This is a genomic window from Prochlorococcus marinus subsp. pastoris str. CCMP1986 (assembly GCF_000011465.1).
In the GTDB taxonomy this organism is placed as follows: domain Bacteria; phylum Cyanobacteriota; class Cyanobacteriia; order PCC-6307; family Cyanobiaceae; genus Prochlorococcus_A; species Prochlorococcus_A pastoris.
The window spans coordinates 1,625,508-1,647,782 of record NC_005072.1 but is presented as its reverse complement, the minus strand read 5'-3'; the positions used below and the strand labels follow the sequence as shown (position 1 = coordinate 1,647,782).

Here is a 22,275-nt window from a genome sequence, read left to right as displayed (position 1 = left end):
ATAATTCAAAGATTTATTTTTAAAACTATACCTAAAACAATAAGTAATATGTTTACTTTCCAGAAGTTTTCAACTATTTTCTCTTCTTTGATACCCTTTAGTTCAAAATGATGATGTATTGGTGTCATCAAAAAGACTCTTTTCCCTTTTTTAAATAACTTTTTGGTGATTTTAAAAAAACTTACTTGAATCATTACTGATAGAGCTTCAGTAATAAATATCCCTGAGATAATAAATAACGTAAAAAAACTATTAGTTAATATTGAAATAGATCCTAACGCCGCACCAATTGTTAAAGATCCAGTATCTCCCATAAATATCTTTGCAGGATATTTGTTGTATTTTAGAAAACCTATACACAAACCTGACATTGCATAGGAAATAAGACCATAAATTATTAAATCTTTTTGACCTTTAATAAATATTTCCGTACCAAGTCCAAAAAAAACTATTGCGCTACATCCAGCTGCTAATCCATCTAGGCCGTCAGTCAAATTTACTGCATTACTTAAACCTACTAAAGTTAAAAAACAGATTGGAAAAATTACTATATTAGTATCCATATTCCAATTATTAGATATAGTGATCAAAGGATTAATATAATTGCTTTGACTTGCAAATATGATAAATAAAACTGCAATTAAAGCTTGTAATGTAAATTTTTCATTAGATTTTAGACCTGCATTTTTTTTGTTTGCAATACTTAAATAATCGTCTAAAAATCCTATAATAAAAAAACTTATAGTACAAAAAAATAATAATAATATACCAACAGAATCAACGTAATTATTAACTATTAAAAGTAGTAATAAAAAGGGCAAAATAATAAATATTCCGCCCATCGTAGGAGTATTTGTTTTATTAAAATGAAGAGATGGACCTTCACTTCTAATATTTTGTAATAAATTTAATCGTGAAATTATTTTAAAACCATATTTTGTTATTACTAAGGAAATTAAACTTGATATTAGAAAAATATTAATTATTAGTAAACTATTGAAAATGTAAGAATTTACTATTAATGAAATTACAAGTAAAAAAAATAATGATGTAAAAGTTAGCGATCTAGTCTTCCCAATCATCATTTGAAACGTCTTCTTCGGTTTTATAATCTTCTTTTTCTCCCATTAAAGCTGAAAGTTCTTCTTCTTCAATTGTACTTATCTCTTGAGAATCTCCATCTTTTTCGTTTACAAGTCTGCCTGTGTCTTCTAGCCAAGATAGCAAATCAGGTTCTTCTCTTAATGGCAGTACAGGAGCAGGGTCTTCTCTGTGATAGCAAGTTAAGGCTGGATTTACTTCAGCAATTTCGTTTAATCTAATTTTGAGTTTATTAGAATCCATTTAAAAAAATCTTTATTTATATACCATAATACATAAACATGTACTTGAAGAATTTTGTTTGATAAAGAAAATTTAAAATATTTTCTAATTTGGCCAATGTCAGTCTTGTTAGCCATTTTTTTTAAATACTATGGCTTTTTAAAGCCAGATTTTTTATTAATTAATAATTATCTTGTACTTTTATTAGTTTGTGGTCCGGCACTTGTAGTTACAATAATATTAGTTTTTAATAAAATTTAGAAAGCTGAAAGTAATTAGGATTTCAGCTTTCTTTACTGGAGGTAAATTTTAATGCAGCAGGTAAAAAAAGTTGTTCTTGCATATTCTGGAGGAGTTGATACTAGTGTCTGCATTCCATATTTAAAAAATGAATACGGTATTTCAGAAGTTGTAACTTTTGTAGCTGATCTTGGCCAAGGAGATGATTTAGAGATTGTTAGACAAAAAGCCTTAAATTCAGGTGCAACAAAATCTGTGATTGGGAATTTAGTAGATAATTTTGTAGAAAAGTATGCTTTTCCTGCTATTAGAGCGAATGCACTTTATGGAGAAAAGTATCCTTTATCAACTGCTTTGGCTAGACCACTGATAGCTGAAAATCTCGTAAATTTAGCAAGAGAACTAAATGCTGATGCAGTGGCGCACGGCTGTACAGGAAAAGGAAATGATCAAGTAAGATTTGATTTGGCTATTCATGCTTTAGGACCTGATTTACAGATAATTACACCTGCTAGAGAATGGAAGATGAGTAGAGAAGAAGCTATTTTGTATGGTGAAAAATTTGGAATTCCAGCTCCTGTTTCTAAGAAGTCTCCTTATTCGATTGATGTGAATCTTCTTGGTCGTAGTATTGAAGCTGGTTTATTGGAAGATCCAATGCAAGAACCAGATGAAGACGTTTTTGATATGACTTCATCTATTAATAACGCACCAAATGCTCCAAAAGACGTAGAAATTATATTTCAAAATGGATTTCCTATTGCAATAGGAAATGAATTTTTAAGTCCTGTAGAGATTATTCAAAAGGCTAATTCTCTAGCAGGCGAACATGGCTTTGGAAGAATAGATATGATTGAAGATAGAGTTGTCGGTATTAAGAGCAGAGAAATCTATGAGGCGCCCGGCCTTTTACTTCTTATAAAAGCTCACAAAGAATTGGAAAGCATAACATTAAATCCAGATGTATTAGATTTTAAAAATATAGTAGAAAAAAAATGGGGTCAATTAGTTTATCAGGGATTTTGGTTTGGTCCTCTCAAGCAAGCATTAGATGGTTTTATTGATTCCACTCAATCATCTGTTAACGGTAAGGTCAAAATAAGATTACATAAGGGAAATGCGATAGTAATTGGTCGTTCTTCTCAAAATAACTCTCTCTATAGGGAAGATTTGGCAACTTATAGTAAAGATGATATTTTTAATCACAAGCAAGCAGAAGGATTTATTTATATGTGGGGGATGTCCAATAAAATATGGGCAGAATTAAATTCAAAAAAGAATAAATAGCGTTCAAGACTTTTGAGACTCTTTACCTTGAGATGATGTAGATTCAGAAGTTGCCGTTTTTTTATCATTAGCTTCCTCTTTAAATTCTGATTTATTAGTTGAATCAATACTCTCAATATCTTTTTTCTCTGATTGATTATATCCTTTATTTGAAGATCTTGGCGTAGGTAAAGGTCCTTCTTGTTTTACTGTTAAATATCTAATAACATCTTCACTTAAACGCATTGCTTTTTCTATTTTGAAAATGTGTTGGCCATCACCTTGATGACTTAATTGAACATAAATACCTTCTCTATGTTTTGCTATTTGATAAGCTAATCTTCTTTTACCTCTCATTTGACTGTCGAGGATTTTACCCCCTGATTCCTCAAGAAGTTTATTATATTTATCTATATGATTAGTTACCTCGTCCTCAGCTATATCGGGACGAAGAATGTACATTGTTTCGTAATAAATTTGATCAGTCATAATTTTCAGACAAGGTCTTTGGCTCAGAATATGCTTAATGAGCGTCTGTTCATTACTTACGATACATTATCAAGGTCAAATTCTTTATAAATAGCATTTAATTTTTTGATTAAAGATATTCTTTTAATGCATCATGCATAACCTCATAAGGTACTTCTAATCCGTTTGTCCAGAATGATAATGATTTTGCTCCTTGAGCAATTAGCATTTGAGTACCATCTATAGTCATGCATCCTTTTTTATCGCAAAATTTTAAGAACGGAGTGGGAGAAGGATTGTAAATCAGGTCATAAACAATCGTCTTGGAATTTATGGAATCCCAAAAACCTTGACCAAATGGTAATTCATCAGTATTAGTGGTATTGCTCATTCCTACTGGAGTTGTATTGATTATTAAATCAGTTTCTTGAATTAAATTTTTAATTTCGTTATTAGTACTAAGCAAACCTTTTATTTCGATATCATTTTTAAAATTGGTAATTAATTCATTTAAAGAATTTCTTTTTCGTGAAATGATTGTAATTTTTGATAATTTTAATTCTATTAGACCTTGGATTACTGATCTAGCTGCTCCTCCAGAACCTAAAATTAATGAACTCTTTTTTATTAAATTAAGATTTTTTAAAGGATAGATAAATCCATCAATATCAGTATTTGTTCCAATCCAATTTTTATTATCGTTTAATTTCAGGGTATTAATAGCTTTCACTTTCTTTGCAACTGGAGATATTTCACTACACATATCAAATACTTTTTGCTTAAAAGGAATTGTAATGTTCAAACCTTTACAATTCATTTTTTTTATAGAATTAACAACTATTTCTAAGTCTTCATTTTTACAAGGTATAGCCATATAAATTAAATCAAGGCCTAAATATTGAATAGCTGCATTTTGCATAATTGGAGACAAAGAATGACTTACTGGGTTTCCAATCAAAGCAAGAAATGATGTTTTACTTGTAATCATTATTAAGAAGAATTTTGCAGGAAAATTGTAATCTGTTCGGGAACCACACCCCGTTTCAGAGTAACAATAATGTCGTCAATGACCGATTATGGAGAATATTAAATAAAGTATCTACCCATGGGGAAGGTTGTTGGAATCGATTTAGGGACAACAAATAGTTGTGTTGCTGTAATGGAAGGTGGTAAACCTACTGTAATAGCAAATGCAGAGGGTTTCAGAACAACACCATCTGTTGTTGCATATACAAAAAATCAAGACCAGCTTGTTGGTCAGATCGCAAAGCGACAAGCTGTTATGAATCCTGAAAATACCTTTTATTCGGCCAAGCGTTTCGTTGGTAGAAGAGTCGATGAAGTTAATGAGGAATCAAAAGAAGTCAGTTATGGTATTGAAAAGGCTGGTTCAAATGTAAAATTAAAATGTCCAGTTTTAGATAAACAATTTTCTCCTGAAGAAGTAAGTGCTCAGGTTTTAAGAAAACTTTCTGAAGATGCAGGTAAATATTTAGGCGAAAATATAACCCAAGCTGTTATAACTGTTCCGGCTTATTTTAATGATTCTCAAAGACAAGCTACAAAAGATGCAGGTAAGATAGCAGGGCTTGAAGTCTTAAGGATAATAAATGAGCCTACAGCTGCTGCTTTAGCTTATGGATTAGACAAAAAAAGTAATGAAAGAATTCTTGTTTTTGATTTAGGCGGTGGAACTTTTGATGTATCAGTTTTAGAAGTTGGAGATGGTGTTTTCGAAGTTCTATCAACTTCTGGAGATACTCATTTAGGAGGGGATGATTTTGATAGATGTATTGTTGACCATTTAGCAAGCATTTTTAAAAGTAATGAAGGAATAGATTTAAGACAGGATAAACAAGCTTTGCAACGTCTTACTGAAGCGGCTGAAAAGGCCAAGATTGAACTTTCAAATGCTACTCAAAGTGAAATCAACTTACCTTTTATAACTGCTACTCCAGAAGGCCCAAAACACCTTGATTTAAATTTGACTAGAGCTAACTTTGAAGAGCTTGCTTCTAAATTAATAGATAGATGTAGAGTCCCAGTAGAACAAGCTCTAAAGGATGCCAAGCTATCTACGGGAGAGATTGATGAAATAGTAATGGTTGGTGGCTCAACTAGAATGCCTGCTGTTCAAGAATTAGTTAAGAGAGTCACAGGTAAAGATCCTAATCAAACTGTTAACCCAGATGAAGTTGTAGCTGTAGGTGCAGCTATTCAAGGGGGAGTTCTAGCAGGTGAAGTCAAAGATATCTTATTGTTAGATGTTACTCCCTTATCTCTTGGTGTAGAGACATTGGGAGGAGTAATGACAAAAATGATTACTCGAAATACAACAGTACCAACAAAGAAATCTGAGACTTATTCAACTGCCGTAGATGGTCAAACTAATGTCGAGATTCATGTTTTGCAGGGAGAAAGAGAAATGGCATCAGATAATAAAAGTTTAGGTACTTTTAGACTTGATGGTATTCCTTCTGCTCCAAGAGGTGTTCCACAAATAGAAGTAACGTTTGATATTGATGCAAATGGAATTTTAAGTGTCACCGCGAAAGATAAAGGAAGTGGTAAGGAACAATCCATTTCTATAACAGGTGCTTCAACTCTTTCAGATAACGAAGTTGATAAAATGGTTAAAGATGCAGAATCAAACGCTTCTGTCGACAAAGAAAAAAGAGAGAAAATTGACTTAAAGAATCAAGCGGAAACTCTTGTTTATCAAACAGAAAAACAGTTAGGAGAACTTGGTGATAAAGTTGACGCCTCTGCTAAAGCTAAGGTAGAAGAAAAAAGCAAAGCATTAAAAGAAGCAACTTCAAAAGAAGATTATGAAGCTATGAAAAAATTATTAGAAGAACTACAACAAGAACTTTATGCAATTGGTTCTTCTGTATATCAACAGCCAGGTAACCAACCTCCAGCACCAGGGACTCCAGATTCAAATGAATCAAATGATAAAGGTGGCGATGATGATGTAATTGATGCAGACTTTACAGAGACAAAAGATTAAATAAAATATTTATTTAGTTCATTTGCTACCCAATGAGAACATGAAGGAGCAAGTAAAAATCCATTTTTATAGAAACCAGTACATATAATTAATCCATTTTCCAGATTTTTCTGAATAGGGGATGGTTCTCCTTCCGGTCTTGATCTAATGCCAAACCATTTTCTTGTTACTCTTTCTCTAGATAGCCAGCTAGGTTTGTTCTCAATAAAATCAGTAAGTTTTTCGAAGACATTTTCTTCTGGTTTTTCATGATATTCATCAGTAGAACCAATGATAATTTTATTTTTTGTTAAAGGAATTATGTTTTTGCCATTAATGTTGAAATGTTTTGGCAGGGATAATAAATTAACTTCATGTAAGTTTGTACAAATTTCTAAAGCTTGACCCAAGACGGGTTTTAATTTGATTTTATGAGACTTGTCTATTATTAAATTTATTGAATTCAGAGAATTACATAAGATAATTGCATCAGTTTTGATTTCGTTATTACTTCTCGAAGCCGCAATCCATTGTTTGTTAAATCTTTTAATTTTTATTATTTCTTCTTTTAAAAAATTAATTTTTTTGTTTTTTAGGTAAACATTTAATGTATCTAATAATGATTGAGGATCTATTCTTCCATCTTTGTGGGAAATAACTCCTTTAATATTTTTTGTCTTGAAAATATTATTGATATTTTTAATAATGATTGAGTCTTTCTCTAAAATTTCAAGGCCTTGGTTTGTATTGTCGTTAACAAATTTCTTTAGCTTTTCAAATTTTACATCATTTGTCGTCAACTGTATTAATCGTTTTTCTATATGTAATTCAGGATTAAACTCTTGTAATAATTTGATCCATTTTGGCCATAATTCATGGCTTTGTTTTCTAAGTATCCAACTTCTGCCATTCCTCTTTTGATACATATACCCCATTAGAAGACCTAATGCAGCACTACTACTATTTTTGTCTAAAGTTGGATCTACAATTGTTATTTGATACCCTAATTCAGACAGTTCTAATGCGTTAAACTTTCCTATTATGCCAGCACCTACAATCAGTATATGTGGTTTTTGAAAATTTTCTTTTAATCCTTTCATTGATATATTAGGTGTACTTACTTATTTGATTAAACAATTAAATTTTCTTTGGAACATCCCTCAATTATATTCAAAATTGTTTGTCCTGATCGTCCAGGCTTAGTAAGTAAGCTTACAAGTTGGATATCCGATTATGGTGGCAATATCAAGCATTCAGATCATCATACAGATCAAGATGCGGGACTATTTCTTAGTAGGATTGAGTGGAATAGTATCCATACAACAATTAATAGAAAGGATATTTATGATAAGTTTCAAACAATTGCAGTTGATATAAATGGAAAATTTAATATTAATTATTCAGATGAGATTCCGAATGTTGCTATTTTTGTGAGTAAACAAAATCATTGTTTAATTGATTTACTTTGGCGAGTAAGAAATGGCGAACTTAAAATGAATGTCCCATTAATAATTTCTAATCATCCTGATCTTGAAAGTATTGCGAATGACTTTAATTCACAATTTGTTTATTTTGATACTGTTAATTCCTCGAAATCTGATGTTGAAGATCAGATTTTAAAATTAATCGATCAATTTGATATCGATTTTGTTGTATTAGCTAAATATATGCAAATTTTGAGTGATTCTTTTGTGCAAAAGTTTTCATCAATAATAAATATTCATCATTCTTTCTTACCTGCTTTTAAGGGCGCTCAACCATATCATCGTGCATGGAAAAGGGGTGTAAAATTAATAGGTGCTACAGCACATTATGTAACTAAAGATCTTGATGAGGGCCCAATTATTGAACAATGTACTGTCAATGTAAGTCATAGAGATGAAGTTGATGATTTGATTCGAAAAGGTAGGGACATAGAGAGAGTTGCTTTGGCAAGGGCTGTTAGATTACATCTAAATCATCAAGTATTTGTTTATAAGAGCAAAACCGCTGTTTTTGATTGAAAATAATTTTTAATCTTCTAATTCAATTTGAATTTGTCTTTCATAAATTGATTCTTCATTAAACGCTCTTGCTACTAGGAAACTTGCAATACAGCTAATGAGAACGGGCTTCATAATTAATAAATTTTTTGTTAAAGCAAAAGCTAAGAACATTGCAGTTATTGGTGTTCTTGAACATCCAGCTACAAATGCCCCCATTCCAGCAAATATATATGTACTTGGGGCATGACCTGTAGCAATTTCTACCCAGGTTCCCATGATTAATCCAATAGCTCCTCCTAAAGTGAGCATCGGATAGAATAGCCCTCCAGGGGCTCCAGATGCAGCGGCTAATCCTGTTGTTATAAAAAGTATAAATACAGCTAAAAAGGCTATTTCAATATTCGTATTCTTTTCGACTATTATTTTTTGCAATTCATCTAAATTATGGAAAGAGCTAGGCAAAAAAGAATAAATGCTTCCAAGTAAAAGTCCGCAAATACTCATTTTTAGAACAAATTTATTTTTATACCATTTTTTTCCAAGCTTTTGCATAAAAAGAACATACTTACTATAAAGTTCTGCGAATAATCCAATAATTATTCCAAGTAACACAAGGTAAATAAAATCAATAGGTAAGAAAAAGACAGATGGATCATATTCTTTTTGGATTAAAAAGCCTAGATTGAAATCAAAACCCCCGGCTTTTGGATCTAAACCCAAGGCTTGAATAATATCTGCAGATGAATCTGCTATGAAAGTTGTAATTACGACTAATAATAAGATTACTGGTCTTGCAGAATTTAATAATTCTTCAATTGCGTAAATGAAGCCACCCAAAGGAGCGCTAAATACTGCTGCTATTCCAGCTCCACCTCCAGCAGCAACTATTACTCTTCTAAATGCTAGAGGAGCTTTTAGCCATCTTGCCATTTGCCAAGCAACTGAACCCCCCATTTGAACTGATGGACCTTCAGGACCCAAAGGGAACCCGCTTCCGATTGCAATGATTCCAGATATTAATTTGACTAATCCAACTTTAAGATTCATAGGTACTTTTTTATGTCTTAAAAATCCCATGATTTGACTTACACCTGAACCTTTCGCTGCAGGAGCAAAATTTTTAATCAAAAATCCTGCAATAGCTCCACCAACTGCACCAAATAGTGGTAGGACTGCAACAGACGGAAAATGATTTAAAAGTTCTAATCTCCAATTATTTATAAAATAAATTCCAGTTTTAAAAGAAATACTAGTAATTGATGCCCCTAAACCTGTTAATAGAATTGATATGAAAACAACAAAAGATCTTTGTTTAAGTAATTTTTTAATGCTTCGAGAAGAGTTATTTCCTGTTTTTTTAATATTTTCTTTTATAAGGTTTCGCATAGTCCATGATTACTTTGACAAGCTGAAATCGTGTATTTCATCAAATTGAAGATAGCGATAAAGTTCATCAGAATATGGATTAATTTTATTTTTAGTAATATCCTGATATTCTTCTATTTCAGGAATTTTTCCAAGAAGTGCACAAACTGCTGCTAATTCTGCACTCCCTAAAAATACTTGAGCATTTTTCCCAAGCCTATTGTCAAAATTTCTTGTACTAGTAGAAAATACAATTGATCCTTCATCTACTCTGGCTTGATTTCCCATGCATAAAGAACAGCCAGGCAATTCTAATCTCGCACCACAATTTTCAAATATTTCATAGTAACCTTCTTGTTTCAGAGTTTCCTCATCCATTTTTGTGGGTGGACAAATCCATAGTTTTGCCTTTAAATTTTTCACACCTTCAAGAACTTTTGCGGCAGCCCTGTAGTGACCAATGTTTGTCATACAAGAACCTATAAAAACTTCATCAATATTTGTATTTGCAACATCAACAATTTCTTTCACATTGTCTGGATCGTTGGGACAAGCAACTATAGGTTGTTTAACTTGAGATAAGTCAATTTCAATTATTTCTTCGTAACTGGCATTCAGATCTGGCTGAATTAATTCAGGTTTCTTTAACCAATTTTTCATATCATTAATTCTTCTTGATATTGACTTTGAATCTTCATAATTGCTCTCAATCATTTTTTCTAAAAGGCAAATATTGCTTCTTATGTATTCTTGAACAGTTTCCTGTGATAAAAGTATTGTGCTTCCAGCGCATGAGCGTTCAGCAGTAGCATCAGTTAGTTCGAAAGCTTGTTCAAGTTTTAAGTTAGGCAATCCTTCAATTTCCATAATTTTTCCGTTAAATATATTTTTTTTATTTGCTTTTTCAACAGTCAAAAGTCCCTTTTTAATCGCAAAGAGTGGGATTGCATTAACTAAATCTCGTAAGGTTATGCCTGGTAATAAATCGCCCTTAAATTTTACGAGTACTGATTCTGGCATATTTAATGGCATTGATCCTATTGCAGCAGCAAAGGCAACAATGCCCGAGCCTCCAGGAAATGAAATTCCAAGAGGGAATCTTGTATGACTATCTCCACCTGTACCAACAGTATCAGGAAGGAGCATTCTGTTAAGCCAGCTGTGAATTATTCCATCCCCGGGTTTTAGAGCTACTCCACCTCTTTGAGATATAAAGTCAGGTAATTCTTTATGTGTAAGCAAATCTACTGGTTTAGGATATGCAGCTGTGTGACAAAAACTTTGCATAACTAAATCTGCAGTGAATCCTAAACAAGCTAATTCTTTAAGTTCATCCCTCGTCATGGGCCCAGTAGTATCTTGACTCCCAACTGTCGTCATAATTGGTTCACAGGTCATTCCAGGTCGAACCCCCTTTAAACCGCATGCTTTACCTACTATTTTTTGTGCTTGAGTAAAACCAGAATTAAATTCTTTTGGATTTTTTGGCCTGATAAATATTTCACTAGGTTGATAATCTAATTTGTTTCTAATCTTGTCTGTGAGTGAACGACCAATCATGAGATTTATTCTCCCTCCAGCTTGAATTTCATCAGTAATAGTTGATGGATACAAGTCGAATTGACTTATTACTATTTCATAATTAGTATTTTTTTCAATTTTTTTAATAACGCCTTCATAAGGAAATATCTTTATTAAATCTCCTGTGTTCATTTGGGATACATCAGCCTCTATCGGAAGTGCTCCTGAATCTTGTGCGGTATTAAAGAAAATAGGAGCTATTTTGCTGCCAATTATTATTCCTCCCGTTCTTTTATTTGGTACAAAAGGTATATCTTCGCCAATATGCCAAATCAGTGAATTTATAGCTGATTTTCTTGAACTACCTGTGCCTACTACATCTCCAACATAAGCAATTGGGATCTCTTGTTTTTTAAGATTATCAAGAATTTCTAATCCATCTTGCTTTTTAAATTCGAGCATAGCCAAAGCGTGCAATGGTATATCAGGACGAGTTGTCGCGTGAACTGCAGGAGATAAGTCATCTGTATTTGTCTCACCATCAATTTTGAATACTAGACAAGTAATTTCTTCCTGTAGAACTTTTTTACTTTTGAACCATTCTGCATTTGCCCAACTATTTACTACTTCTTGTGCATAAATATTATTTTGAGATAATTCATAAATATCATTCGCCGAATCGTAAACAAGAATGATATTTTTTAAAACCTCTGCTGCTTTTTTAGCTAGTAAACTATTTTCCCCTTTAAGTATTTCAACCAGAGAATTAACATTATATCCACCTATCATTGTGCCTAGTATCTCAATTGCTCTCTCAGGGTTAATGTATCTGCAATGTTTTTCGCTTTGAGCAATTGCCGTAAGCCAGCTTGCTTTTACATATGCTGCCTCGTCTACCCCTGGCGGTACTCTATTTATGAGCAAATCTAGCAAATATTCACTATCGTAATTAGTGTTTTGCTCCAAGAGGTTAGTAATACAGTTAGTCTGTTCTGCATTTAGTGGTAATGGAGGTATGCCTTTAGTAGCTCTCTCAGCTACATGATTTGCATAATCTTTGAGCAATGTTTCCAATTTCTTCATTTGTAAGGTTTAATGCCTAATCTATTGTTATTTTTAATATTGATAAGGAGAGTATTCATAAATGCTTTTTTAAATATTCAAACTTCTTAATTAATCAATGACGACTTCATCCAATAATCAATCTTTAGAAAAAACATCTGATTTGCATGTTGTTGAAACACGTCCATTAATACCTCCAAGCAAACTTCATAATGATATACCTTTAGATTATACCTCTGCAGAAACTGTCTCTAATACTAGAAGATCAATACAAAATATTTTGCACAATAATGATCCTCGGATTCTAGTCATAGTGGGACCATGTTCAATTCATGATATTGAGGCTGCTAAAGATTATTCAGAATATATTCAGGAATTTAGAAAAATTTATAAAGATAAATTAGAAATTGTAATGCGAGTATATTTCGAAAAACCCAGAACTACAATTGGTTGGAAAGGATTAATAAATGACCCTCATTTAGATGGTTCATATGACATTAATACAGGTTTACGAAGAGCGAGAAATTTACTATCTTATTTGGCAACGCGTGGGATACCCTCTGCTACTGAGTTATTAGATCCAATTGTTCCTCAATATATTGCTGATTTAATCAGTTGGACAGCAATTGGTGCAAGGACTACCGAAAGTCAAACTCATAGAGAAATGGCTTCAGGATTATCCATGCCTATTGGTTTTAAAAATGGTACTGATGGTTCTTTTAGTACTGCTATTAATGCGATGCAGTCGGCTTCAAAATCTCATCATTTCTTAGGTGTTAATGATCAAGGTTATGCTTCTATTGTAAATACAACCGGCAATCCAGATGGACATATAGTTTTAAGGGGAGGTTCTAAAGGAGTTAATTTCGAAAATCAACATGTAAAAAGTATTTCTTCCGAATTAAAAGAAGGTAATCTTCCTTACAAAGTTATGATTGATTGTAGCCATGGAAATTCTAATAAAGATTACACAAAGCAATCTGATGTCCTTAAAAACGTAGCAAATCAGATTAAGAATGGTGAAAAAAATATTTTAGGAGTAATGCTTGAAAGTCATCTGAAGGAGGGTAATCAAAAACTTTCAAATATGAAAGATCTTGAATATGGTACGAGTATTACTGATGCTTGCATAAATATAGAAACAACGAAAAATTTGCTTCAGATTCTATATGATTCAATTTTGTAATTTATAAACCTGTAATAAAAAAGTTAAAACAAAATGCTGCTGAAATTGGCACTATAAAGTTATCTATTCCAAAAAAACTAAATTGTTCAAGTATTGTAGAAATAGAAGCAACAGTAAAAAAATTTATATTAAAAGTGTATTTTTGGATATAACTTAAACCAAAAACTACTATCAAGCTTGTAATAAACATAGTGGTTGTTCCAAACAAAGATTTTTTTTGGTTTAAAAAAATCCAACTTTTGGATTTAAAGTTCTTTCCTATTAATGCTGCAAAGCCATCACCAAATGTCATTATAAAAAAACCAGCAATCAGTGAAGTAGGATCTTTTTCCCAATAAAGGTAAATTAAAATAAATAAACTTAAACAATAAAATAAGGTTCCATAACTTTTTCTATCTACATCCTCAATAGTTGGAAATAATTTAGATTGGTAATTTATGAAAGTTAGCAACGTAACAAGCCCTGTAAAACAAAGAGCAGAAGTTTGATCTATATCTAAGAATTTTGCGAGAGGAATTAAAGGTCCTATTCCAATATGAATAATTTTTCTCAGTACTTCTTTATTATTTGGATTAAATCTTTTATATATTATCGATATAAAAAAGATAATAAATATATAAACAAAAATAAAAACAAAATTCAACAACTTAACTAGGCTGCTTTTTGATGAGTGGTCATTACTCTAAGTTTTAAAATTGCCTTAGCTTCTAGTTGCCTAACTCTTTCTCTGGATACATTTATTTGTCTTCCTATTTCTGCCAGTGTAAGAGGTTCCTCTCCGTCTAAGCCGAATCTAAGTTTCATAATTTTTTGTTCTCTTTCATTTAATTGAGTCAGCCAAGTTCCTAAATGTTCTTTTTGGATTGTTCTATCCATCCCTTCCATAGGCTCTTCTCCATTTGGATCGGGAATAAGTTCACCTAAGGTACTACGATCTTCTTCGCCTCTTGCGTGAGCATCAAGAGATGCGCATGGAGCACTTTGAGAGATTAAGTCTTCTAAATCTTTTTGCTCAATTCCCATCGCTGTTGCCATTTCTAATCTGGTTGGTTGCCTTCCAGATTTTTGAGATAATTCTCTGGAAACTCTTCTCATTTTGGAAAGTTTTTCACTAATATGAATTGGTAATCTAATTGTCCTAGCGCTATTATCAATAGCTCTTGTCATTCCTTGTCTAATCCACCAATAAGCATAAGTAGAAAATTTATATCCCATCGCAGGATCAAATTTATCAACCGCTCTTTCTAAGCCTATAGCGCCTTCTTGTACCAAGTCTAATAAATCTAAACCTTGATTTTGATACTTCTTGGCAACAGATACTACAAGTCTTAAATTGGCTGACATCATTCTATCTCTAGCTCTTTTCCCAATTTTAATTAGGCGAAGATGTTTTGATGATCTTTCTATCTCAGGAATTTCTAGCATCTTTTTCATGTTTTGAACATGATGAGCTAGCTCTATTTCTTCTGCTGCAGTAAGAAGAGGAACTCTTCCAATACTGCTTAAGTAATAACCTATTGAATCTGAAGCGAGTCTTGCAGATTTTTTTTGGTTTTGTTTAGCAGTTAAGCTTGGTTTTGTTTTGCGAGTCTTGCCCGCAGTGTTTGGTAATCTAGGTTCTTCAGTTTTCTTTTTTGAAGAACTATTTCCAGATTCCAGAAGGATCCCCATCACCCTGGCCTCTTTAAGTGGATTTTTTAAAAGCTAGCACTGAAATCAAGAAAAAAAATACTTTTGCGTTGAAACTTTAAAGACAAGAAAATTGATTTCTACTAATATTACTTCAAAATAACTGATATGACTTGATTTCTTATAAATATAAAATTTTTATCAATATTAAGAAGTTTTTTAAAATGTTATAAAAAAATTTATTTTTTTAATCTTTTTATTAGATCAATTTGAGAACGATTTGAGTTTGAATCCCTCTCTTTTTTTTCGTATATTCCATCTTTATTCATGATCCAGGAGTAATAATTATCATAAATATAAGTTTGTAAAAGATCATATAGTTGAGATTTTAATTTTAGGTCTTCTATAGGTGTAACAGCTTCTATTCTTCTGTCTAAATTTCTTCTCATCCAGTCTGCGCTGCCTATAAAAACTTCTGGATTATTGTTATTGTAAAACCAAAAAATTCTAGAATGTTCAAGAAAATGCCCAATAATACTTGTAACCTTAATATTTTCACTCAAATTCTCTCTTTGAGGATATAAACAACATATCCCTCTTATTATCAGGTGAATTTTTACTCCTTTTTGGGAAGCTAAATAAAGTAATTGAATAATTTCTGGATCTACTAATGAATTCATTTTTGCAATAATTTCACCTTTCTTGCCCTCTTCGATATTTTCAATTTCTCTATTTATTAAAAAGATGAATTTTTTTCTTAATGATGTTGGAGATACTAATAATTTCTGATAAGCCTTTTGTTTTGAGAAACCTGATAAGTAATTAAAGAGTTCAATTAAATCTGAGGAGATATCAGGATCTGTTGATAGAAATCCTATGTCTGTGTAATAGCGAGAAGTGTTCGAATTGTAATTTCCCGTTCCAATATGAAAATAATTCCTTAGTCTTCTTTTCTCTTTTCTAACCACTAAAGCAATCTTTGTATGTGTTTTAAAGCCTATTATTCCATAAACAACATGAATTCCAGCTTGCTCAAGCTGTTTTGCCCATTGGATGTTGTTATCTTCATCAAATCTTGCTTTGAGCTCAACAAGAGTCATTACCTCTTTCCCATTCTCAGCTGCTCTCATTAAGGCTTCAATAATTGGAGAATCTTTTGAAACTCTATAAAGAGTAATTTTAATAGCTAGTACAAGTGGGTCGTCAGCAGCTTTGTTGATAAATTCTTCTACAGAGGTTTTGAATAAGTCGTATGGATGATGTAGAAGTATACTCTGTTTTCTAAGAATGCTAAAAATAGAGTTAAAATTTTTGTCTTTAGAAGAATCTAACGATTTTAATAATGGATGTGTATCTCCAATTAATAAATTTTCTTTTAAGTCTTCTCGATTAATTTTTAAGAGGTAATTTAAATCGTCAAGTCCTAATAAGCTTTTGCAAAAGTAGATATATTCTTCTGGTATTGCAATACTCTCAATGAGTAACTTTAAAATATTTTGTGGAATATTTTCATTTACTTCTAATCTAACTACATCTCCCCCTAATCTTCTTTTTTGCAAGCTTTGCTCTACCGCAAGAAGTAAGTCGTCAGCTTCAAGTTCTTTTAATTCTAAATCTGCATCTCTTGTTACTCGGAAAAAAGAATAATTTAAGCATTCCATTCCATTAAATAAGGCATTGATATTGTTTCCAATTAAGTCTTCAACAGTTATAAAAAAATGCTCTCTTTCATCTTCAGTTTCAATAATTTCATTGGGAATTAGTATAAATCTGCCAATATTTTTTGTCGGTATTTTAATTCTTACAAATTGATTTTTTGATTCTTCTCCATCATTAATGAGAGCAGCCAAATTAAGACTTAAATTACTTATAAAAGGGAATGGGTGCGCAGGATCAACTACTAATGGTGTTAATAAAGGAAAAATTGAAGATAGGAAATAGCTATCACACCAATTTTTCTGATTTTGATTGAGTTCACAATACTTTTTTATGAAAATGCCTTCATTTTTAAGCTCATCATTTAATTCATTATTAAAATATTTTTCTTGAAGGATTGTGAGTTTTTTTACTTCCTTGTTAATTTTTTTTAATTGTTCTTTAGGAGTATGTCCATCAATACTTTTTTTTCTAATTCCGGCTTCAACTTGAGCTTTTAATGATGCAACTCTAACCATAAAAAATTCATCAAGATTATTACTGAAAATTGAAAAAAATTTAATTTTATCTAGTACTTTATAATCTTTCTCCATCCCTGTAAGAAGAACTCTTTTATTAAAGTCGATCCAACTTAATTCTCTATTAATAAAATTGTTAGCTTCGTATTTCATTAAAGGGATTATATTTTGTTAATTATAAGAAATATTGTTATTTTTTCCTTCAGCAATAAGGTAAATCATAAAAAGTAAAATAATTGATCCTGCAATAAATGGTGCTTTTGGACCAAAATCATCATAAACTTTTCCAGCCATTCCTATACCTAAAACCCCACCAAGACTTTGAAGACCTTGCAAATTACTTAATATAGAGCCCTGGTTATCCCCATCTAATTTCTTTGATATTAATGCTCTTAATGTAGGTGTAATTAAACCCGCACCCACGGCTAAGAATGAAACTGCAGAATAAATATTTACTATCGCATTTTTTTGAGGGGTAGTTATCAAAAGAAAACATGCTAAGAGAATAAAACCTGAACCAATTAAAGTAAGTCTCATTTCTCCAAATTTTTTTACTAGAGGACCAATTAGCCCACCTTGTACAATAATTGCTATCACCCCCACAACTACAAGAGTTCCACTGGATGCCTTAGTTGTCCAATTCAGGGACTCTTGAAGGAAAAAAATTAAAATATTTGTTAGTCCAGTAAAAGCTATGAAATATATAAAAAAAGCTAGAGATAATTTTCTAATTTTTTCTTCTTTAAATACTTTAAATAATTGTTTTAGAGGATTTTTTAAAATTTGAGTTGATTTATTTAATTCGTTTTGAGGCTTGGTTTCTGGTAAATAAAAGAATACTAGTATGAAGTTAATAATTGGAATTATTGAAGCTATTATTACTGGAATAATGAAATTATTATTTGTATTTTTAGCAAAAATAACAACAAATATATTACCCAAGAAGAAACTTAATCCAAATGCGACTCCAATAAGTCCAAATGTTTTTGCTCTTTTTTCAGGACTAGAAATATCTGCAAGAATAGTAGTCGCTGTTGCAGCAGTTCCACCACTTAGACCGTCAATAAGTCTTGCTATAAATAATAAAAATAAGGGGATAGTCGCTAGTGAAGTTGACCAATCAAATAAAACTGTAAATGATAATATTGATATTCCTATGATTGAGCCCGTTATACAAAACAAAGTTACAGGTCTTCTTCCATATCTATCGCTCATAAGCCCAATAAAAGGCGAAGCCGTAAATTGTGCTAATTGATAAGTACAAGAGAGTAAACCATAAGTACTAGCTTTTGAGTCAAAGAGTAAAACAAAAGAAGGTAAAATTGGCAAAAGAATACTTTCGCTTAATCTATCATTTAGGAGAGTTACAAAAGCACTGAATAAAGTAAATTTTCTACTTGGCTTGAATAAACTTTTTTTCACGATATTTATCTACAATACAATTTTCTTTTACTACCATACTTGTTAATGGAGATTAATGTGCCCGGTATAGTTTATTTAGTTGGAGCAGGTCCTGGTGACCCTGAGCTGCTAACTTTAAAAGCCTTACGACTTATCAAAAGTTGTGATGCTTTGGTCCATGATGCGTTAGTTTCTCCCCAAATCATAAAGGAGACTAATAAGAAAACTGAAATATTTAATGTAGGTAAAAGGGCTGGGTTGTGTTCTGTTCCTCAGGCTGATACTAATTTACTTATTGTGAAATTAGCAAAAGAAGGAAAGAATGTTGTAAGGCTTAAAGGAGGTGATCCTTTTGTTTTTTCACGAGGTGGTGAAGAAGTATCTTTTTTAGAAAAAAATGGGATTTCAGTTGAAATTGTCCCTGGGATAACTTCTGGAATAGCTGCTCCTTCAAATTTTGGGATCCCATTAACTCATCGAGAAGCAGGAAGCTCTATAACTTTTGTCACTGGACATGAAGATATTAATAAAGATAAAAAGACTGTTAATTGGAGATTATTAGCTAAATCATCTGATGGTTTAGTAATTTATATGGGCATGAGAAATATAGGATTTATTGTTAAAGAATTACTAATAGGCGGTTTGGATGAAAATACTAAATGTGCTGTTATTCAAGAAGCAACTTTAAATAATCAAAAATGTTTAATTTCAGAATTAAAGAATTTGGCAGAGACAATAAGTAACAAAGGTTTCTCTTCACCATCGATTATCGTTATCGGAAGTATTGTTGGGTTTAAAGTTAATAACTATATAAATAACCTATCTGATGCTTTTTTTCCAGAAAAGAAATAATCTTACTTATACAACAATTCCCAGAAATACTTTGGATCAAAAGTTGTTGTAAATTCTATATCATTTACTCTATTAATTTGCCTACAAGATAAACTATTAATTGCAATTAAAATATCATTATTATAAAATTTAGGTAAGATCAATTCTTCTTTAATTATTTTTAATTTTATAGCTTTTTTAACCATGATTCCCTGAAGACATCCACTTTCTTTTCTTGGTGTCATCCATACATTATCTCTTTTCAGTAAGATATTAAAAGTACTACCACAACATAGTTCATCAGCAGTATTTAATATTAAACAATCATCAAACAATTTTTTATTAGCTTCTATTAGTGCTTGTATTGATTGATTATATGAGAAAGTTTTACATTGATTAATTAAACTATATTGATTTCTTTTTTCTGTTTGACTAATAAATGTACTTATTGGAGAAAAACTAGGTTTTATAATATAAAATTCAATCCATAAATTATTTTTATAATCTTCCTGTTGATCTTTATTAATTCTAATTGATCTGCCTTTATTCAAGCCTCTGCTGTAGTTAATTCTAATTGATCCTAATTGCTCGTTTTTAAGAGATAATTTTTTAATACCTAGACTAATAATGTTTTTTAAATGTGATTTATTAATATTCAAATTCATATTTAAAACTCTATTGCTATTTTCTAGTCTTTGAATATGTTCGTCTAGCAAAACAGCATTATTCTTTTTTATCAAAACAGTTTCGAATATTCCATCTCCAAACTTTAGACCTCTATCATTTGCTGATATATAAATATTTTCAATATCTAGCCATTTATCTTTATGCCAACCTATATTCTGTTTCATTTTAACGAATCTATTAAAGGCAAAAGTTTCCACTTTAGTTCTTCTGTTTCATTTTGAGGATCAGAATCACTAACTATTCCGCAACCAGCAGATATATTAATTTTTTTGCCTTTTACTATAAATGATCTTATTAGTATGTTGCTATCAAACTCTCCATTCCAGTCAACTTTTATGAAGGATCCACAGTAAGGTCCTCTTCCATTTTTTTCTATTTCAAATAGCCTTTGGCATGAACGTAATTTTGGAGCCCCAGTTATTGAGCCTCCTGGCCAGCAAGCAATTAGTAAGTCAACCCAGCTTTTATCCTTTTTTAGTTTCCCTCTAATTACTGATGTAAGGTGATGTACTTTCAAGTAACTCTCAAGTTTTAATATTTCTGGAACCTCAATACTTCCTATTTCGCATACTTTGCTTAAATCGTTTCTTAAGAGGTCAACAATCATAATATTTTCAGCTCTATCTTTTTCATTTGTTATCAAATCTATGGCATTTAAGGCATCTTGAGTTTCATCTTGGTGTCTGGATCTTGTGCCTTTGATAGGTCTTGATTCGACATATCCTTCTTTGTCTATTTTCAAAAATCTTTCAGGTGAAGTTGATAATACTGATTCGTTGATTCCCTTTGAATTATTTATTATTATTCCTCCAAAAGGAGCTTTCAATTTTCTTCTTATTTTAGAATATATGTTTAAAGAACTATAAGTTTCTAAAGCTTCAACCTCACATTGAGTTGTTAGATTTGCTTGAAAAATATCTCCTATAGATATTAATTTCTTAACTTTTAAAATATTTGTTTCAAATTCGTTGGTTATTTCTTTTAAATTAATTTTTGAAAAATCAAATTTCAGATTATTTTTAATAGAATTTTTTTCTTTTTCAGCATTAATATTTAAAATTATTTTTTCAAATTTATTTATTTCAGTAGAACTAGTTCCTTCAAGAATTATTTCATTAGAAACTAGATTAAATTTAATAATTGGATCATAAGATGCAATCCACAAAGTCGATATTTCATTATTCTTCCATGGATTTTTTGGCTCGATATATGCGCCCGCCTCAAAGTTTAACCAGCCCATCCAAAATCCTCTATCAATTTTTTCTAATTTAAAAAATGGATTATTATCAATATTCAAATTATTGATATCTCTAGAGCAAATAATTTCCTTTGGGTTAATTCCTAAAATAGACCATTCTCCATTATCTTTCCCATCACTATCTAACCAAGACAATCCATGGTCTCCAAATTTCAATGCAAAATGTTTAGCTATCAATTCTGGATCAAGCCACTTAGATAATTTTTTTGTCTTAATTCTCATTCTTTTTTATTTGCCATTTTTTGTAGGCTGTTTGTCTAATTCGGCAACTATCACATTTTCCACAGGGTTCTAAATTTCCTGAATAACAACTCCATGTTTTTTCTAAAGGAACATTATTATCAAAAGCTAATTGAATAATATCTTCTTTATTTAGATCGAGTAAAGGTGTCCAAAGTTTAATTGGATTTTCTTCTCTTCCACGTTTGTTAGCAAGATTAGCTAGTTCTTGAAACTTTTTAATGTAATCAGGTCTGCAATCAGGATAACCAGAATAATCTAGTGCATTAACTCCTAGGCCTATTAAATCAGCATTTATTGCCTCAGCATAGCTTAACGCAACAGAAATAAAGATTGTATTTCTTCCAGGCACATAGGTGTTTGGAATTGTATTTTGCTGTATGCCATCAATAGGTAAATCTTTTTTTATATCTGTAAGAGATGACCCGCCCCACAAAGATAAGTCAAGCTTTACTATTTTGAATTCCTCTATTTCAAAGTGATTGGCTATTGTGAATGCGGAATCTAATTCTTTTTTATGTCTTTGTCCGTAATCAAAAGATAAGCCAAATATTTTAGCTTTGGACGCTTTTGCTAAGCCTGTAACAGTTGAAGAATCTAAGCCTCCTGATAATAAAATTACTGCAGATTTATTTTTTAAATCCATATAA

The 22,275-nt window shown here is 31.3% G+C and carries 19 protein-coding genes; 5 read left to right on the top strand and 14 right to left on the bottom strand.

Features of this window, described 5'->3' with window-relative positions; translation table 11 throughout:
• Positions 1-5: 5 nt before the first annotated feature.
• Together mraY and TX50_RS09120 are read right to left on the bottom strand one after the other, a co-directional pair.
• On the bottom strand, positions 6-1,082 hold the full coding sequence (gene mraY / locus TX50_RS09125; RefSeq protein WP_036930713.1) for a phospho-N-acetylmuramoyl-pentapeptide-transferase: 1,077 nt from the start codon (positions 1,080-1,082) through the stop codon (positions 6-8).
• Positions 1,066-1,344 (bottom strand): DUF3134 family protein, encoded by a 279-nt coding sequence (locus tag TX50_RS09120; RefSeq protein WP_011133335.1) that lies wholly within the window; start codon positions 1,342-1,344, stop codon positions 1,066-1,068. The genes mraY and TX50_RS09120 overlap by 17 nt, the downstream gene beginning before the upstream one ends.
• 291 nt (positions 1,345-1,635) lie before the next feature.
• Here TX50_RS09120 and TX50_RS09110 point away from each other — a divergent pair, with 291 nt between their 5' ends.
• Complete coding sequence (locus TX50_RS09110) at positions 1,636-2,850, top strand: argininosuccinate synthase (RefSeq protein WP_011133334.1); 1,215 nt, start codon at positions 1,636-1,638, stop codon at positions 2,848-2,850.
• A 3-nt stretch (positions 2,851-2,853) separates the two neighbouring features.
• Here the strand turns inward: TX50_RS09110 and rpsF are convergent, their stop codons facing one another.
• On the bottom strand, positions 2,854-3,318 hold the full coding sequence (gene rpsF / locus TX50_RS09105; RefSeq protein ID WP_011133333.1) for a 30S ribosomal protein S6: 465 nt from the start codon (positions 3,316-3,318) through the stop codon (positions 2,854-2,856).
• Positions 3,319-3,427: 109 nt separating this feature from the next.
• On the bottom strand, positions 3,428-4,285 hold the full coding sequence (locus tag TX50_RS09100; RefSeq protein WP_011133332.1) for a shikimate dehydrogenase: 858 nt from the start codon (positions 4,283-4,285) through the stop codon (positions 3,428-3,430).
• Positions 4,286-4,402: 117 nt separating this feature from the next.
• Here TX50_RS09100 and dnaK point away from each other — a divergent pair, with 117 nt between their 5' ends.
• Entirely contained in the window at positions 4,403-6,307 is a 1,905-nt protein-coding gene (gene dnaK / locus TX50_RS09095; protein WP_011133331.1) for a molecular chaperone DnaK, read from the top strand.
• Here the strand turns inward: dnaK and TX50_RS09090 are convergent.
• A complete protein-coding gene (locus tag TX50_RS09090) occupies positions 6,304-7,386 on the bottom strand; it encodes an FAD-dependent oxidoreductase (protein ID WP_011133330.1) in 1,083 nt (360 codons plus the stop codon). The two genes, dnaK and TX50_RS09090, sit on opposite strands and share 4 nt — an antisense overlap.
• A 48-nt stretch (positions 7,387-7,434) precedes the next feature.
• Between TX50_RS09090 and purU the strand changes: the two genes are divergently transcribed.
• Entirely contained in the window at positions 7,435-8,289 is an 855-nt protein-coding gene (purU, locus tag TX50_RS09085) for a formyltetrahydrofolate deformylase (protein ID WP_011133329.1), read from the top strand.
• Positions 8,290-8,298: 9 nt separating this feature from the next.
• Here purU and TX50_RS09080 read toward each other — a convergent pair whose 3' ends face one another.
• Complete coding sequence (locus tag TX50_RS09080) at positions 8,299-9,657, bottom strand: ClC family H(+)/Cl(-) exchange transporter (RefSeq protein ID WP_011133328.1); 1,359 nt, start codon at positions 9,655-9,657, stop codon at positions 8,299-8,301.
• A gap of 9 nt (positions 9,658-9,666) precedes the next feature.
• The gene (gene acnB / locus TX50_RS09075; protein ID WP_011133327.1) at positions 9,667-12,240 is read right to left on the bottom strand and encodes a bifunctional aconitate hydratase 2/2-methylisocitrate dehydratase; all 2,574 of its coding nucleotides are present in this window, start codon (positions 12,238-12,240) and stop codon (positions 9,667-9,669) included.
• Positions 12,241-12,337: 97 nt separating this feature from the next.
• Here acnB and TX50_RS09070 point away from each other — a divergent pair, with 97 nt between their 5' ends.
• On the top strand, positions 12,338-13,405 hold the full coding sequence (locus tag TX50_RS09070) for a 3-deoxy-7-phosphoheptulonate synthase (RefSeq protein WP_011133326.1): 1,068 nt from the start codon (positions 12,338-12,340) through the stop codon (positions 13,403-13,405).
• 1 nt (position 13,406) lies between these two features.
• Here TX50_RS09070 and TX50_RS09065 read toward each other — a convergent pair whose 3' ends face one another.
• From TX50_RS09065 to TX50_RS09050, 4 genes are all read right to left on the bottom strand, one after another.
• Positions 13,407-14,048, bottom strand: coding sequence for a diacylglycerol/polyprenol kinase family protein (locus tag TX50_RS09065; protein WP_327077672.1), 642 nt, complete (start codon positions 14,046-14,048; stop codon positions 13,407-13,409).
• Between the two features lie 8 nt (positions 14,049-14,056).
• Positions 14,057-15,076 (bottom strand): RpoD/SigA family RNA polymerase sigma factor, encoded by a 1,020-nt coding sequence (locus TX50_RS09060; protein ID WP_011133324.1) that lies wholly within the window; start codon positions 15,074-15,076, stop codon positions 14,057-14,059.
• A gap of 197 nt (positions 15,077-15,273) precedes the next feature.
• On the bottom strand, positions 15,274-17,361 hold the full coding sequence (gene ppk1, locus TX50_RS09055; RefSeq protein ID WP_011133323.1) for a polyphosphate kinase 1: 2,088 nt from the start codon (positions 17,359-17,361) through the stop codon (positions 15,274-15,276).
• Positions 17,362-17,379: 18 nt separating this feature from the next.
• Complete coding sequence (locus TX50_RS09050; protein ID WP_011133322.1) at positions 17,380-18,630, bottom strand: MFS transporter; 1,251 nt, start codon at positions 18,628-18,630, stop codon at positions 17,380-17,382.
• 57 nt (positions 18,631-18,687) lie between these two features.
• Here TX50_RS09050 and cobA point away from each other — a divergent pair, with 57 nt between their 5' ends.
• Positions 18,688-19,461: a uroporphyrinogen-III C-methyltransferase gene (gene cobA / locus TX50_RS09045; protein WP_036930751.1), complete on the top strand. Its 774-nt coding sequence runs from the start codon at positions 18,688-18,690 to the stop codon at positions 19,459-19,461.
• Positions 19,462-19,463: 2 nt separating this feature from the next.
• On the opposite strand, the gene TX50_RS09040 is transcribed toward cobA, so the two are convergent.
• From TX50_RS09040 to queC, 3 genes are read right to left on the bottom strand one after another with little or no spacing between them, the layout of a single operon-like run.
• Positions 19,464-20,291: an aminotransferase class IV gene (locus TX50_RS09040; RefSeq protein WP_011133320.1), complete on the bottom strand. Its 828-nt coding sequence runs from the start codon at positions 20,289-20,291 to the stop codon at positions 19,464-19,466.
• Positions 20,288-21,607 (bottom strand): anthranilate synthase component I family protein, encoded by a 1,320-nt coding sequence (locus TX50_RS09035; protein ID WP_011133319.1) that lies wholly within the window; start codon positions 21,605-21,607, stop codon positions 20,288-20,290. The genes TX50_RS09040 and TX50_RS09035 overlap by 4 nt, the downstream gene beginning before the upstream one ends.
• Entirely contained in the window at positions 21,597-22,271 is a 675-nt protein-coding gene (queC, locus tag TX50_RS09030; RefSeq protein WP_011133318.1) for a 7-cyano-7-deazaguanine synthase QueC, read from the bottom strand. The genes TX50_RS09035 and queC overlap by 11 nt, the downstream gene beginning before the upstream one ends.
• Between the last annotated feature and the right edge of the window lie 4 nt (positions 22,272-22,275).